Raw genomic sequence first — 15,282 nt, 5'->3', positions numbered from 1 at the left:
TCAGTGCCCTGTGTTGGCGGACTTGCGGCGGCGCACCTGGGTAACGCGGGCGGCCAGCAGCGCGAACACGATCACGCCGACCAGCAGCAGCAACCAGACCATGTGCCGTTCCCACTTCGATTGCGGATTGCCGTCCTGCGCGATACGCGTGCCATAGGGATCCTGGCGGTCGAATTCGCGCACGGCATCACTGCCGTCGAGCACAGCGAGATCACCGCGCAGCAGCCGGAACGGTGCGCCGAATGACGGTGCCTGTGCGCCCAGGTCGCTGTACAGCACGCCGAGCTGGCCGCCGGAGGTGCCGACCTGCACCACCGCGGCACGATCCAACCCGCTGACATCCAGCAGCGGCTGCGGCTTCCCGCCGATCAGCAGATGACCGTCCTTCAGGCCGGCCACATCGACACCCGATGGCGCCACACCGAACGCCAGCCACGGCGCACCCGGGCTGACCGCCGCACCGGCATCGACCACCTTCAGTTCCGACGCCTCCGGCGAGGCACCCACTGCACTGGCCACCGCAATCACCTTGCGCAGCGATGCCGGTGCATCCTGCAGCCACGTGGCCAGCACGAACACCTGGTTGCCGCGCGACAGCTGACTGCTGGCGCCGACGAAATCACTGCCCAGCGACCGCTTGGCCAGGGTCAGGTGGCTGCTGGGCAGGATCGAGACCGGATAGGCGGTGGCCGGATCGTGGCAATAAGGTCGTGCCGGCTGGCGCAGGAAGCTGACGCGGATCTCGTTGCGCGCCGACAGCGCGTAGGCCGGCACCTTGGCCACCAGCCGTTGCGGCTGGCCATTGGCCGACAGCACCTTGCCGCCCAGCAGGTAATCGTTGAAATGGATCGTGGCCACCGCGCCCTGCCCGGCGGCGTTGGGCGCCGCCGAGACATCGATCACCACTTCCTCGGGCAGGCGCCCATCGGCCGACAGCGCGCCGAGGTCGAAGCTGGCGCTGCGATCGGCGCGGGTCACCACCTCCATCGTGCCGGCGATGTTGCCGAGCCGGCTCAACAGCACATGGTCACCGTCGAGCTTCGGCGTGCCCGCTTGGCTGACCTGCAGGCTGCGGCCCAGCGCGTAGCTGCGCCACTGTTCGGCGAACAACCCGGCGACCTTGCCCGCCGCCGCCGGGTCGACCACCAGCGTCGGACGGCCAGCAACGGCGACCACGCTGACCGAGGCATTGGCCGTGGGCTTTTCCAGGCCGCCCATATCGGTACCGCGCCACGCGGCGAAGGCAGCGCCCGCATCGGCACCCGTAGCCGCAACCTGTACGGCCAGCGCGTCCAGTGCCGCGCGTACGCCGGCCCGCAGCGCATCACTGCCGATCATCACGTCAGCGGCCAAGGGCCCGCTGTCACGCAGCGACAGCAGCGCGCCAACTTCAGCCAGATCCTTGATCACATGCGCACGCTCGCCCGTCGCCAGCGCAGCGTAGGCCGGCACGCCCTGCAGGCTGGCCGGGATGCTGATGTCGGCCAGGTCGACACTGTCACCGACCTTGGGCAGCGCCACCACCTGCACCTGCTTGCCACCGGCCTGCAACGCGGTACCGATGCGCCAGGCGGCATCGTAGGCCGGCGCCTGCAGCGCCTTGCCGTCCACCAGCAGGCGCACCTGCGGTGGCAGCGCGCCCCAGGCCTTGGCCACGGTGTCCACGGCGCGGCCGTCGAAGCGGTAGCTGAAACGCGAGTCCGGCGACAGCCGCAACACGTTGGCCGGCGCGCTCTGGTCGGCACATTGGTAGTCGGAGACGATCGACCACCAGCCGACGCCGACCCGCACGAAGCCGTTCTGGCGGGGTTCGCCATCAATGGCCAGCAGCTGGCTGGCGTCCCCCTGCGCGTCGGTGATCGAGCGCGCGGCGATCGGATCGCCATCGACCGACCACAGACCGGAAGTGCGCCCGGCGTGGCCGCGCACGTAGCGCCCGTCCAGCTGCAGCTGCGCATCGCGGGTGGCGACGCCGGCCGGCACCGGCAGGTAGACCTCGCGCTGGCTCTCCTGCCCGCTGAGCACCAGCGGTTGGCGGAAACCGAGTTCACGCAGGGTCATCTGCCGGTTGACCGTGCTGTCGCCGCTCCATTCGGCGAATTGGCCGGCGACGCTGTCGGCGGCATGGGCACTGGCAACCACGCCCGACAGGACGAACGCGGCGGCGGATGCAAACAGGGGAGAGCGGCCGGTCTGGGTCATGGCGTCACTTCGCGTGGATGGGAGTGGGCGGCACCGCTGTTGCGGAGGCCGGGCGAGAATTCGGGAAGGGGCGTGCCACGCAGGGCGGCGACGATGCGCGCGCTGGCACGGCCATCGCCGTAGGGGCTGGCGTCGGGATCGAAGCGGGTCGGGTGCGGTGGTTGTGCCAGTGCCGCGTTGACCGCCTCGACAATGCGCGAGGGCCTGGTGCCGACCAGCGTCACCACTCCGGCCTCGACCGCCTCCGGGCGTTCGGTGACGTCGCGCATGACCAGCACGGGCTTGGCCAGCGCAGGCGCTTCTTCCTGCACGCCACCGGAGTCGGTGAGGATGACGTCGGCGCGCTGCATCAGGCGCACGAAGCGCAGGTAGTCCTGCGGCGGCACCAGGTGCACGTTGTCGAGATGGCCGAGGTGGGCGTTGACCGGGCCCTGCACGTTCGGGTTGAGGTGCACCGGGTACAGCACCTGCAGGTCCGGCCGCCGCGCCAGCTCGGCCAGCGCACGGCAGATGTCCTCGAAGCCCTGGCCGAAACTCTCGCGGCGATGGCCGGTGACCAGCAGCAGGCGACGATCGGGGTCAAGCATGTGGAAGGGTTCGTCAGCCCGCGCACGCAGCGCCGGGTCGGCATCCAGCCGCTCTACGGTCTGCTGCAGGGCATCGATGACGGTATTGCCGGTGACCAGGATCTGCCCGCCCAGGTGTTCACCGGCCAGGTTGGCGCGCGAGCTGGGCGTGGGCGCGTACAGCTGGTGGCCGACCACATCGATCACCCGCCGGTTCATTTCCTCCGGCCACGGCCGGTTGATGTCGCCGGTGCGCAGGCCGGCCTCGACATGGCCGATCGGAATGCGGTGGTGGAACGCGGCCAATGCGGCGGTCATCGCCGTGGTGGTATCGCCGTGCACCAGTACCCGGTCCGGGCGAACCTGCGTGTAGAGCGCGTCAAGCCGTTCGAACAGCTTGGAACACAGGCCATTGAGGGTCTGGTTGGGCACCATGACATCGAGGTCATGGTCGGCGGTGATCGCGAACAGCGACATCACCTGGTCCAGCATCGCCCGGTGCTGGCCGGTGATGCAGACCACCGATTCGATGTCCGCAGCCTCCGCCAAGGCCCTTACCAGCGGCCCCATCTTGATCGCTTCCGGTCGCGTGCCGAACACCGACAGGACCTTCATCGCAGCGCTCCGAAGGGCCGGCGCGAGGGAATGCCAGGAGCTGTAGCCACGTCTGGATCCTTTCGGCGTTCCCGTCCAACACCCGCAGGCAGGAGACGGTCACCTCATGAGGAAACTCCAAAATCGCGACGTACATCACATTCGAATGATGGTACGTGCGTCGTGGCATTGATCTTCATCGTTGGAAGATCAAGACGCAGTCAACGCCGCCCGTGGAACGGGCGACGTTGCGGTGGAACGCAGCAGTGGCGCGGCCTGCGGCCGCCTTACTCGTACTGGATGGTGAAGGTGGCCTGGCCGTTTGCGACACCTGCACCCACCGTGCCGGCCTGGGTCTGCACGTAACGCGCACGCAGCGGCAAGGTCATCGTGCTGGAACCGGGCGTGGTGGTACCGACGTTGACAGTCTGGCCGAAACGCACTTCGCGCTCGGTGCTGCCATCACGCTGGACCATCTGGATGCCGATGCGGGTGGCACTGTTGGTGGCCGCGCTGAGCTTCAGCACGCCCGGCATGTTCGAGCTGTCCTGGTCGGCATCCAGGCGGATACCGATCTTGCTCTGGTAGGCAGCAACGTTGCTGCCCTGGCAGTTCAGGCGGATCTCGAAATCGCGATCGACAGCCTTGGAACCGACACCGGTGAAGGTGGTGTTGGGCACGCTGCCAAAATCGACGGCAATGTTGCGACTGCCCGCCTGCACTTCGCAGGTCGGGCTGACCACGGTGGTGCCCGAGCCCTTGAAGGTGGAGGTCAACACCGGGCGACGGCTGCCATCACCATCAAAATAGTATGTAGTGAAACGACCGTTCGGCGCGATCACGCCGGAACCGGTCTGCGCGGCTGTCTTGATCAGCTGGATACGGAATCGACCACCGTTGAGATTGATCCTCGCCCCACCGTTGAATGGAATGCTGTGCGGATAGTAGGCCTGGATCGCCCCTGAATCGCGGAATAGCTTGATGCCAACGCCAGGGACATCGGTTTCATAGGTATTGGCAAAACCGGGCACCGGGCGCTGCTGCGCCGCGTTGACATACTCGCCGCGCGAGTAGCCGCCACTCCGATCACAGCTGGCCACGCTATCACGCTGAGTGATCGATTCACTGATCTCCTTGATCACGCCGCCGACCGGCGTGCTGGGCAGGATCACGATCTGGCCCATGTCCATGGTGACGTCCTGTGCGGTGAACCACGAAGAGTTCAGGCTGCACGCGGCGCTGGCTTGCTGGGCCAGCAGCACGCCGCCCAGCAATGCAAGGGCACTCAGCGCCTTGCGGCCATGGGAAGAAATCATCGGCATGCTGCCTCCAGCGGGATGAAGCCGGTCTTGGACGCATCGGCGCCCGCCGGAACCTGGTAATCGACCGTGCAGCGCTGGTCGGCGCCGGCGCCCCACTCCACCAGCAGGCTGCCCTGGTTCTTGTCACTGCGCACGTACAGGCGGCCGCCCTGGCTGACCATGCCCACCGGCTGGCCCTGCTCGTCCTTGACCTGCGCACCGAACGGCATGGTGCGGCCATCGGTGTTGCGCACCTGGATCAGCAGCGCGTTGCCCTTGCGGGTATCGAAGCGCAGGTAGCTGATGGCACCGGCGAACGGCGCGATCGACTGGCTGGTGCTTTCCAGCTCGACGTCGTGGGCCATGCCCTGCGGGTCGAGGGTGACGGTGTTGAGGCGGTACGGCGACACGTACGGGACCACCGCGTAGCCGCGGCCGTCGACGCGCAGGCCCGGGGCGTTGCTGACGATCGCATCGCGTGCGCCCGGCGCTTCCACCAGCACCATGGTGTCGCCACGCTGCGGGGTGAAGGTGAAGCCACCCGGATGCACGACCACGCTGCCGTTGGCACCGACCGACGCCTGGCGAAAATCGCGCGAGTGGCTGTAGGTCGCGTTCAACGCGCTGTAGCGGCTGCGGTATTCCGCACTGCCCACCGCGGTGGTGCCACCTTCGCGGGAGTCGGACAGCGCCACACCGTAGCTGAAGTTGTTGTCGATGCCGGTCGAACCGGTGATGCCAACGCGGCTGTTGTCGTAGCCACCGCGCTCGCGCACGCCGAGGTCGGCGCTGAACGACACCGGGTGCGAACCACGACCCAGCGGCACGCTCATCGACAGCAGGTACTGGGTATCGGAACGGCCGAGCACGCCCTCTTCGGTGCGCAGCGCCGAGAAGCCGTAGTTCACCGAACGCCAGGCGTTGTTGTAGCCCACCTGATACTGCTTGGAGGTGCCGGGGCGGTCGTAGAAGTCACGCACCGAGCCGGTCACGTACAGCGCGCCGCCGCGACGGCCCAGCGGCTGGTTCAGCGTTACCTGGAACTGGCTGCGCTGACGGCCACGGGTGGTCGGATCGATGCCGCGCTTGTCCGAATCACGGCCATACAGCGCGTCCTGCAGGCTGTAGAAGCCTTCGGTCGAATAACGGTAGGCGGCCAGGGTCAGGTTGGTCCCGGTCTCGCCGATCATGTTGCTGTAGCTCAAGCGCACGCTGGCACCGGTGTGGTTGCCGTAGTGGTCGAACGTCGTACGTGCGTGGGTGACGTCGGCGGCGAACGCGCCAACCGGCGTGGACAGGCCGACGCCGTACAGCAGCGACAGGTAGCCGTCGCTCAGTGCACTGCCGCCGTACAGCGTCAGCTGGTTGCCGATACCGCGCTGGTAGGTGCCCTGCACCAGCCACGGCTCATCGGCCAGCAGCTTGTTGCGCACCTGGCCGGCCGTCAGCGAGTAACGCGACACGCCTTCGCGCAGCATCTGCGGCACCGAACCGAACGGAACCTTGAATTCGCGGCGGCGGCCATCGGCCTCGATCACGCTCACTTCCAGGTCGCCGCCGTAGCCGGTCGGGTACAGGTCGTCGATGACGAAGCTGCCCGGCGACACGGTGGAGGAGTAGATCAGCTGCTCGTTCTGGCGCACTTCGATGCGTGCGTTGGTCTCGGCGATGCCGCGCACGACCGGCGCGTAACCGCGCAGCGAATCGGGCAGCATGCGGTCGTCGCTGGCCAGGCTGGCACCGCGGTAACCGATCGAGTCGAACAGTTCACCGGTGGTGTAGGCCTCACCGATGGTGAGCATGCCGCGCACCTGCGGGATGCCGCGCTGCGCATAGGTGGCGATGCTCTGCCAATGGCGGCCATCGCCCTCGGACCAGGTCAGGTTCGAATCGTGGCGGAACTGCCAGCCACCCAGGTTCATGCCGGCGTTGAGGCCGAGGTAGGCACTGCGGTTGCGCTGGCCACCTTCGACACGGCTGTCGCTGTCGATGGCATTGAAGCTGTAGCCGACGAAGCCGGCATTGATGCCGCGGTCCCACAGCGCCGGGTTGACGTAGCCGCGTGCCTCACGACGCAGGAACACCTGCGGGATGCTCAGGTCGTAGCGCAGGTTGCCGCTGTCATAGACACCATAGGCATTGGCCATGCGCTGCTGGACCGGCACGCAGCTGGTCTTGTCGGTCGGCACGGACGGATCCTGCTGCTGCAGCACGGCTTCGCTGTCCACGCCCATTTCTTCCAGCATCGGCAGCGGCAGGCAGGCGTCGACACGGCCCTGCGCATCGGCCTTGAACTGCAGATCGCGACGGCCCTGCCAGGCACCGTTGACGTAGACGTCGACACGGTAGTTGCCGGCCACCATCGGGTTGCCGTTGCTGAAGGCCGCCAGATCGACCTGCTTGGCCTGGCCAGACAGGAAGCTGGAGTTGAACTGGGCCGATTCCGGTGCACGCGCATTGGCCGCACCACTCTGCGCCATCAGCGCCTGTTCGCCGAGATTGGCCGGGGCAGCCAGCGCCCATCCTGGGCAGGCCACGCCAGCAACCAACAGGCAAAGCGCCTGATGGATCGACAATGTCAATCTGTTTCCGATCACACTGACATTCCTTCAATTCGCCGCACAGCGGCGGTGGCGGGATGCGCAGGCCCAAGGCCGGCGCGGCGCGTTCAGCCCCCGGTGCTGCCGAGGCGGATGGTGTGTTCCACCCGGCCGCCGTAGTCGTTGATGGTGATGAAGCGGACCTGGTCGGTGCCCGCCGGTGCGGCGAACTCCAGGCTCTGCTTCGGCGCGACCATCGCGCCCTTGTCCTCGACGGCCTTTTCACTGCTGCCGGTCACGGCATGTACTTCGGCCAGAGTGACGTGGAAGGGGCTCGGGTTTTCCACCCGCAGACGGTCGCCCGTGCGGGTCCAGCGCAGCGCTGCGGGCGCGTCGTTGGCGACGCCCTTCAGGCCCTGCGGCCGGTAGAAAAGCTTCAGGCGCGAACGGAACGCGACCTGCAGGTAATTCTGTTCGCCGCTGTCGGCGTTGTCCGGGGACGGCGGAACATCCAGCACGTTGAGCCAGAACACCGACTCGCGGTCGGTCGGCAGCTGCGCGCCGGAGAAGATCAGTCGCAGCGCCTGGCTGCGGCCCGGCTCGACGCGCGCGATCGGCGGCGTCAGCACGAACGGGGCATCGCTGGTATCGGCGGTCTGGTTGGCGTCGCCGCTGTCGATCCAGGCCTGCACCAGCGCCGGCGAATCGCCCACGTTGTCGACCTGCACGGTGACTTCGCGCGCCTGCGCCGGATAGATCACTCGCGTGCCATTGACCACCACGCCGGCCAGAGCGTTCTGGCAGAAGGGCAGCGTGAACGCTGCCAGCAGCAGCGCCCGGGGAAAGAATGCTTTCATCGGAAGTACTACGCTCGAGGTATGTGGCCAGGGGCCGCGATGCACTGGCCGGCGCGTACGCCGGCCAGTGCGGGTACGACTACGATCAGTTGTAGATGATCGTGTACTTGACGCTGCTGGTGACGTCGCCCGGGGTGGCGGCGGCAGTGGCGTAGTACTCAGCGTAGTAGTTCAGATCGGCCGAGCCGTCGGTGCCGACGGTGACCCACTGCGAGTTGGTCTGGGCCTGGCCAGCGCCTGCAGCCTTGATCGGCAGGACCTGGTTGTTCGAGCCCAGCAGCTGCAGCTGCACGTTGGTGGCAGCGTTGGCCGAAGCCTGGTTCAGCAGGCGGCCGGTGTTGAAGTCAACGGTCGAACCCGGCTCGAAGTAGGTCGCGACGTTGCCGGCGCTGCACTTGGTCAGGTTGATGGCGAACGGGGTGCGACCGGCAACGTTACCGGCGGCGGCCAGGGTGTTCTTGGACACGGTCGGCAGGTTGACGGAGAAGTCCTTGCCGCCCGGGGTCGAGATGGTGCAGGTCTTGTCGGTCACCTTGCCGTTGAAGGTGATGGTGCCGTCGGCGGCGTTGGCGGCCAGCGGAGCGGCGGCCAGCATCAGAGCGGCGATGATATTGATCTTGTGCATTCGCTTTTACCTAACCCTACTGAAGAGATGAGAAGTAGAGGAGGAAGCAAGGAGCACTGCCGGGCTATCAAGACCCATCCTTGCGTCTCACCTGTGGCCGGACTCGGACATACCTTCCCCTGAATCCGTGACGCAAGTATAGGCACAACTGTGATGAAAGTCTCATTATTTTTCTGAACGCCAATTCATTGACGCCTCAAATGTGACGTGGTAGGCGGAATGAGAGCCCGGCGGGCGTGGAGGATTTGACGGCAAGGCGATCAGGTCACAAACGACCCTGCATGACGCTTCCCGTGGCGCGTTCGGCATGCGCGAAAACAGGCTTTTTTCAGGTGGAAATCGCCTTATTTGATGCGCATCACTCTTTCTTGGTGATGGCCCTAGCAGATTCGGATTTGTCCTATTAAAGACGGATCGAACCTGTCGCTAACTAGGACACACCGAACCAGAGAACGTGTCATGAGGAACTCCATTCTGCTGTGTGTGGCCCTGATGTCCGTCAGTGCGCTGGCCCAGGCCAGCAGCGGCAGCATCCGTTTCAGCGGCCGTATCGCCGAGCCGGGCTGCACGACGAACCTGTCCCAGGGTGAGCTGAGCCTGGCCGCCTGCCCGCCCTCGGCCAAGGGCTCGACGGTGGCCGTGACGGCGCTGGCCGATGGCCAGGCCGCGACGCTGCGCGACGGCAAGCGCCAGGGCCAGAAGCTGTCGGTGTCGGCCAGCGCGATGCGCGCCGGCGATATCGCCTTCTCCGAGCGTTACAGCGTGCAGGCTTCGAAGCAGCAGCCGCTGCAGGGCGCCTACCTGGTGGTGGTCGACTACCTGTAAGCCGACGTGTTTACGCCGGCGGCAGCTCGAAGACCTGGCGCAGATAGGCCAGGTAGCCCGGGTCGTCGCACATGCTCTTGCCCGGCGAATCGCTGAGCTTGGCCACCGGCTGGCCGTTGCAGCGGACCATCTTGATGACGATGTTGAGCGGCGTTGGCCCCAGATCATTGGTCAGGTGGGTGCCGACGCCGAAGGCGACCTGGCAGCGACCACGGAAGTAGTCGTACAGGCGCATCACCTTGGCGATGTCGAGCCCATCGCTGAACACCAGCACCTTGCTGCGTGCATCCACCCGACGCTGCTGGAAGTGGGCCAGCATGCGGTCGCCCCAGTCGAACGGATCGCCGGAGTCATGGCGGACGCCGTCGAACAGCTTGCAGAAGTACATGTCGAAGTCGCGCAGGAACGCATCCAGGCCGACCACGTCGGACAGCGCGATGCCGAGGTCGCCGCGATACTCGCGTGCCCACGATTCCAGTGCCGCCACCTGCGAATCGCGCAGGCGTGGGCCCAGCGCCTGGAATGCCTGCAGGTACTCATGGGCCATGGTGCCGTGCGGGGTCATGCCGTACAGGCGGGCGAAGTGCACGTTGCTGGTGCCGACCAGCTGCGGGCCGAGCGCATCGCGCAGCAGCGGCAGCAGACGGGCATGCCAGTCACGCGAGTAGCGGCGGCGGCTGCCGTAGTCGGCAATACGGCACTGCTCGAACCCCGGGGTATCACGCAGCAGCGCGGCCTTGGCCTGCAGGCGGCGCTCGCCCTCGGCGAAGTCGGCGGTGGTGGTGTTGCGGAACCAGACTTCGTTGATGATCGCCAGCAGCGGCACTTCGAACAGGATGGTGTGCAGCCAGGGGCCGGTGATGTCCAGTTCGATCTCGCCGGGCACGGTCTTCGACGCGCGCAGCTGGATGTACTTGCGGTCGAGGTGGAACAGGCCGAGGAAATCGGCGAAGTCCGGCTTCACGAAGCGCAGGCCACGCATGTAGTCCAGCTCCGCGTCGCTGAAACGCAGGCTGCACAGGTGGTCGATCTCTTCGTCGATCTGGTCGATGTAATGGGCCAGGTCGATGCCGGGCGTGCGGCACTTGAACCGGTACTGCACCTGGGCGCCGGGGTGCTGGTGGAGCACCGCCTGCATCATGGTGAACTTGTACAGGTCGGTGTCGAGCAGGGACTGGATGATAGGCATGGGGCGGATTATGCGCCCGGCAGGGTGAACCGGGGTGCCTGCGGCCACACTCAGCTCACGGGAAACAACATTGGTAGATCCACGCCATGCGTGGATGCTCTTGCGGCGCTACAGCGCCCTGCGCAGCAGCTTCGGCACCAGCATCAGCGCGTGCGCCCAGATCGCGCCCCACACCGCTACCCGCACCGGCAGCGAACGCTGCCTGGCCTCGAACTTCTGGAAATAGCGCCACAGGCCCTTGTGCTTGTGCCATTCAACGAAGAACGGCCGCGAGCGGCTGGAGACGCCACGAACGTGGGTGACCTGCAGGTCATTGGCGATCGCCACCACTGCTCCGGCTTCGCGTGCACGCCGGCACAGGTCCAGGTCTTCGGCATGCAGACGATAGCCGGCGTCCCAACCTCCGATGCAGTCGAACAATGCACGCGGCATCATCAGCAGCGCACCGGACAGCGCCGGCACCCGCTGCAGCGCCTGCTGCGGGTCACGCGGCACCGCCAGCTTCGAGCCCTTGCCCGGCGAGCGCAGCATCATCAGGAAATCAGGGTCGCGGCGGCGCACGGCTTCGTCGGCATGGCCCTGCTCGTCCACCTGCTCGACACCGAGCAGGCAGTCGCCCAGTCCTTCCGCGCGGCTGCGCAGTGCGGCCAACGTCTCCGGTTCGACCATCAGGTCCGGGTTGATGAAGGCCAGCCATGGGCTGTGCGAATCGGCCACGCCCTGGTTGTTGGCGGCGGCAAAGCCGGGATTGTCCGGATTGCCGACGAAACGCACGCGCGGGTCGTGGCTGGCATGGCGCTGCACGATATCCAGCGTGCCATCCATCGAGCCATTGTCGATCACCCGGATCTCGGCCACGTCCTGCGCCTGGCGCAGACGCGAGAGGCAGGCGTCGATGGTGCTGCCGCTCTGGTAGGTGACGACGATGGCGGCAATGGCAACATTCAAGCAGGAGGCTCCGGCGCGGAAGACGAGACGAACAGGTCACCCTGTTCCTTCGGCATTATCGCCTGCCGCATGCGCTGCTGCAGATCGGCACGCAGGCCATGCAGCGGATCGTGCATGAGGAAGTCAGCCAGCCGTGGCACCCACCCCGGCCAGCGCGCGGCCAGGGCCTCGAGATCGCCATCACGGCTGACCGCCTCCCCTGCCCGGCTGACGAAGGCGGTCTCGCACAGCACGTTGCGCCATCCCAGGCCAGCCATGCGCAGGCTCAGGTCCACCAGTGCCGCGTTCCAACCCACGTAGCTGTCCACGTCCAGGCCGCCGGCACGCCGGCGTGCGTTGCCGCGCACCAGTACCGCGTGGGTGACCGCCGAGGGCAGCTCCGGATGCAGCACCGGCAGCGTGGCACAGGTGTGTGCCAGCAGCGCCGGGTCCTCCGGTTCGGGATTGATTTCGCCCAGCCGCGGCCATGCAGCGGTTTCGCCGGCATTGCACCACGGGGTTGCGGTGGCGATGGCGGCGTCGCGGGCGAAGGCATCCTGCAGCTGCTGCAGCCAGCCCGGCGCGGGCACGCTGTCCGGCGCCAGCACCGCCACGTCCATGCCCTCGCAGGCGCGCAGCATCTCATCCAGATGGGCGACCTCGCCCAACGGCCGCGCGCGGCGGGTGTATTCGGCCTGCAGTGGCGTATGCGCCAACCAATGCTCCACCACCGCCTGCGCACGCGGGCCGGTCTGCGCGTCATCGGCCAGCCAGACCGCGGTACCCGGCGCGGTGCCGGCATCCAGCGCGGCCAGGCAGCGGTCGAGTGCAGCATCGTCCACGCACAGCGGCAACAACACGATCGCCCCCATCCCGCCTCCGTGGTTGTCGGTAGCCACAGCCTAGCACTGGGAGGGTATCGGCCGGGTTGCACCCGGCACCTGCAGAGGCCAGAGCAGAAGCAACAGCAGAAGCCGGCTATCCGTGGCATGGCGGGGTGGGTCCGGTTGCGGGGGACGCCGTTAACCCGTCCATGGGGGCTTGGCCGCGGCATCCATGCCGCGGACACCCCCGCAACCGGACCCACCCCGCCTTCGACAGTTTCCTGCGATCTGTCGGGCATTGCTTTCTGTAGAGCCGAGCCATGCTCGGCTCAGATCTCACAGATATCGAAATATTCGATTTCGATGGAGAGTCTTCCACGCATGGCGTGGATCCAGCGTGTCGACCAAGGTCGACACCTACCAACAGCAGCAGGACACTGTCGAAGGCGGGGCACTGTGGGTTTGCGGGGTGTGAGCCGCATGGATGCGGCGACCAAGCCTCCATGGACGGATTTACGGCGTCCCCGCAAACCCACAGTGCCCCGCCCCCCCCTCAGTAAACCCGCTGTTGCCGTTGCTCCAGCTCTGGCCTCTGCGGGTGCCGGGCGCAGCCCGGCCGTAATCCCTTACTTCTTTGCGCGCGGCTGGTTCAGCGGTTCCATCGCGCGGAAGCGCTGGCTGTACTCGTCGGTCAGGGTGCGTGCCTCCTGCCCGTTGCGCACGATGCTCGGCGTCAGCAGCACGATCACCTCCGAACGGCGGCTGGTGCGGCTCTTCTGCCCGAACAGTGCGCCCACCACCGGAATCCGGCTCAGGCCGGGGATGCCGCTGCTGCCATCGGTGCCCGTGTCGGTGATCAGGCCGGCCAGCATGATGGTGTCGCCGCTCTGCACCGCCGCTTCGGTCGACAGCTTCTTGGTGGAAATCCGCGGGTTGCAGTTGCGCTCCTGCGGGTTGCAGTTCTCCGGCACGTTCGAGGCGCTGCTCACTTCCTGCACGATGTCGAGGAATACCGTGCCGTCGCGGGTCACGCGCGGGCGTACCTTCAGGATCACGCCGGTGTCGATGTACTGCACCGAGCTGTAGCTGCTGGTGCCGATACCGGTGTTCACCGTGGTGGTATTGATCGGCACCTTGTCACCCACGTTGAGCGTGGCCTCGGCGTTGTTGCGCACGAACACCGAGGGGGTCTGCAGCAGGCGCACATCGGTGACCTTGTCCAGCGCGCTCACCACCGCCGCGCCATTGTGGCCGGTGAACGCCCAGCCCAGTCCTTCACCAGCGGTTGCAGCACCGGCGAAGCTGCTCCAGGAGCCGCCGGCGGCGGGCGGCAGGGTCACGCCGGCCAATGCGCCGGTCAGCGCGCGCCCGGCCACCGCGTTGTCGAAGAACCAGTTCACGCCGTACTTCAGGTCACCCTCCAGTGCGACCTCGGCCACCTGCGCTTCGATATGCACCTGCAGCGGCATCACGTCCAGCTTCTCGATCACTTCGCGGATCGAGCGCCAGGCCTGCGGGGTCGAGCGCACCAGCAGGGTGTTGGTTTCCTCCACCGCCGACACGCCCACGCGATCGCCTTCCACTTCCAGGCTGACGCTGACGTTGCCGGACTGGCGCTGCGGCAGGTTCATGCTGCCGTTGCCGGTGCCACTGGAGCCACTGCCCGGCGTCGAACCGAAATTGCTGCTGTTGTTGCTGTCCATGCCACGCTCACCGTCGCTGCCCAGCTGCGACGGCATTGCACCCGGTGCCAGCGAGGCCGGGCTGGAGCCGCCGCGATTGCCGCTGCTGGCGAAGGCTTCACTGAGGCGTTCGGCCAGATCGCGCGCCTTGATGTAGCGCAGCTCATAGGAGAACAGGCGGGCGCTGCCACCGGCGGTGTCGATGCGGTCCAGCCACTGCTGGATCTGGTCCAGGTAACGCACCTGCGGGGTGATCACCAGCACCGCGTTGGCGTTTTCCAGCGGCAGGAAGCGGAACATGCCGGCGCTGGGCGTCTTGCTCTCCTCGCCGAACACCTTCTCCAGGTCGGCGGCCACCTGCTCGGCCTTGCCGGACTGGATCGGGAACACGCCCACCGACATGCCCGACAGCCAGTCGACGTCGAAGATCTCGACGGTGCGCATGTAGTTTTCCAGCTCGGCGCGGGTACCGCCCAGGGTGATCACGTTGCGGCCGCTGTCGACGTTGACGATGGCGTTGGGGCGCGCGTACGGCTCCAGCACCTTCTTCATTTCAGTTGCGGAGATGAACTGCAGCGGGATCACCCGTACCTCGAAGCCACGCGCACTGGCTGCCGGCGCCGTGCTCGGCGCGACAGTGCCGGCCAATGCCTGATCGGCGGCGACGATGTTGTAGCGACCACCGCTGTAGACCATGCGGGCATTGTTCCAGCCCAGCACCATCTCCAGCAGGTTCAACGCCTGTGCCGGCGACACCGGCTTGGGCGTGGCCAGAGTGACTGTGCCCTGCACCCCCGGTGCGATCACGTAGTTCTGGCCCAGCATGTCACCGAGGATGGCCTTGACCACCGCATGCACCGATTCGCCTTCGAAATTGAAGGTTGCTTCACCGGTGCTGGCGCCATGCAGTGCCGGAGCCGGTGCGCGTGCTGCTTCGCGGTTGATCATGGTGCCGGTGCCACGGCGGATCACCGCCTGCGGAGCGCCCTGGGCGTCACGGGCAGCATCAGCGGCGACTTCGGCCGCCTGGCCGGCCTCGGCAGTGGGCGACAGATTGCCCTTGCGCTGCACATGCGGTGCGGACACGGTGCTGCAGCCGACCAGCAGCGCGAGGGCAAAGGACCAGGGAAGGAAACGCAGGCTCATGCAT

General features: G+C 66.7%; 11 protein-coding genes. 1 reads left to right on the top strand and 10 read right to left on the bottom strand.

Going from position 1 to position 15,282, the window contains the following annotated elements:
• The 6 genes from N7573_RS14355 to N7573_RS14330 form a co-directional block, all read right to left on the bottom strand.
• Positions 1-2,202, bottom strand: a complete 2,202-nt coding sequence (locus N7573_RS14355; RefSeq protein WP_279912438.1) for a hypothetical protein — start codon at positions 2,200-2,202, stop codon at positions 1-3.
• Positions 2,199-3,383: a UDP-N-acetylglucosamine 2-epimerase (non-hydrolyzing) gene (gene wecB / locus N7573_RS14350; RefSeq protein WP_049399830.1), complete on the bottom strand. Its 1,185-nt coding sequence runs from the start codon at positions 3,381-3,383 to the stop codon at positions 2,199-2,201. Before wecB ends, N7573_RS14355 begins: the two co-directional genes overlap by 4 nt.
• 266 nt (positions 3,384-3,649) lie before the next feature.
• Entirely contained in the window at positions 3,650-4,684 is a 1,035-nt protein-coding gene (locus N7573_RS14345) for a fimbrial protein (RefSeq protein ID WP_279912437.1), read from the bottom strand.
• Positions 4,675-7,239: a fimbria/pilus outer membrane usher protein gene (locus N7573_RS14340; RefSeq protein ID WP_343238885.1), complete on the bottom strand. Its 2,565-nt coding sequence runs from the start codon at positions 7,237-7,239 to the stop codon at positions 4,675-4,677. Before N7573_RS14340 ends, N7573_RS14345 begins: the two co-directional genes overlap by 10 nt.
• A gap of 92 nt (positions 7,240-7,331) precedes the next feature.
• The gene (locus N7573_RS14335; RefSeq protein WP_032128056.1) at positions 7,332-8,060 is read right to left on the bottom strand and encodes a molecular chaperone; all 729 of its coding nucleotides are present in this window, start codon (positions 8,058-8,060) and stop codon (positions 7,332-7,334) included.
• A gap of 85 nt (positions 8,061-8,145) precedes the next feature.
• The gene (locus N7573_RS14330; protein ID WP_032128057.1) at positions 8,146-8,685 is read right to left on the bottom strand and encodes a fimbrial protein; all 540 of its coding nucleotides are present in this window, start codon (positions 8,683-8,685) and stop codon (positions 8,146-8,148) included.
• 459 nt (positions 8,686-9,144) lie between these two features.
• Between N7573_RS14330 and N7573_RS14325 the strand changes: the two genes are divergently transcribed.
• A complete protein-coding gene (locus N7573_RS14325; protein ID WP_014645902.1) occupies positions 9,145-9,510 on the top strand; it encodes a hypothetical protein in 366 nt (121 codons plus the stop codon).
• 10 nt (positions 9,511-9,520) lie between these two features.
• Here N7573_RS14325 and pncB read toward each other — a convergent pair whose 3' ends face one another.
• The 4 genes from pncB to gspD all read right to left on the bottom strand — a co-directional run bounded on the left by pncB (position 9,521) and on the right by gspD (position 15,278).
• On the bottom strand, positions 9,521-10,699 hold the full coding sequence (gene pncB, locus N7573_RS14320) for a nicotinate phosphoribosyltransferase (RefSeq protein ID WP_010482009.1): 1,179 nt from the start codon (positions 10,697-10,699) through the stop codon (positions 9,521-9,523).
• Positions 10,700-10,807: 108 nt separating this feature from the next.
• Positions 10,808-11,647, bottom strand: coding sequence for a glycosyltransferase family 2 protein (locus N7573_RS14315; protein ID WP_032128058.1), 840 nt, complete (start codon positions 11,645-11,647; stop codon positions 10,808-10,810).
• Positions 11,644-12,498 carry a glycosyltransferase gene (locus tag N7573_RS14310; RefSeq protein ID WP_279912434.1) on the bottom strand — a complete coding sequence of 285 codons (855 nt, stop codon included), beginning with the start codon at positions 12,496-12,498 and terminating at the stop codon, positions 11,644-11,646. The genes N7573_RS14315 and N7573_RS14310 overlap by 4 nt, the downstream gene beginning before the upstream one ends.
• Positions 12,499-13,076: 578 nt before the next feature.
• The gene (gene gspD, locus N7573_RS14305) at positions 13,077-15,278 is read right to left on the bottom strand and encodes a type II secretion system secretin GspD (RefSeq protein WP_279912726.1); all 2,202 of its coding nucleotides are present in this window, start codon (positions 15,276-15,278) and stop codon (positions 13,077-13,079) included.
• Positions 15,279-15,282: the final 4 nt, after the last annotated feature.

This window comes from Stenotrophomonas sp. GD04054, assembly GCF_029836955.1.
Classification (GTDB): Bacteria; Pseudomonadota; Gammaproteobacteria; order Xanthomonadales; family Xanthomonadaceae; genus Stenotrophomonas; species Stenotrophomonas maltophilia_A.
This window is presented reverse-complemented; position numbering and strand designations above follow the sequence as displayed.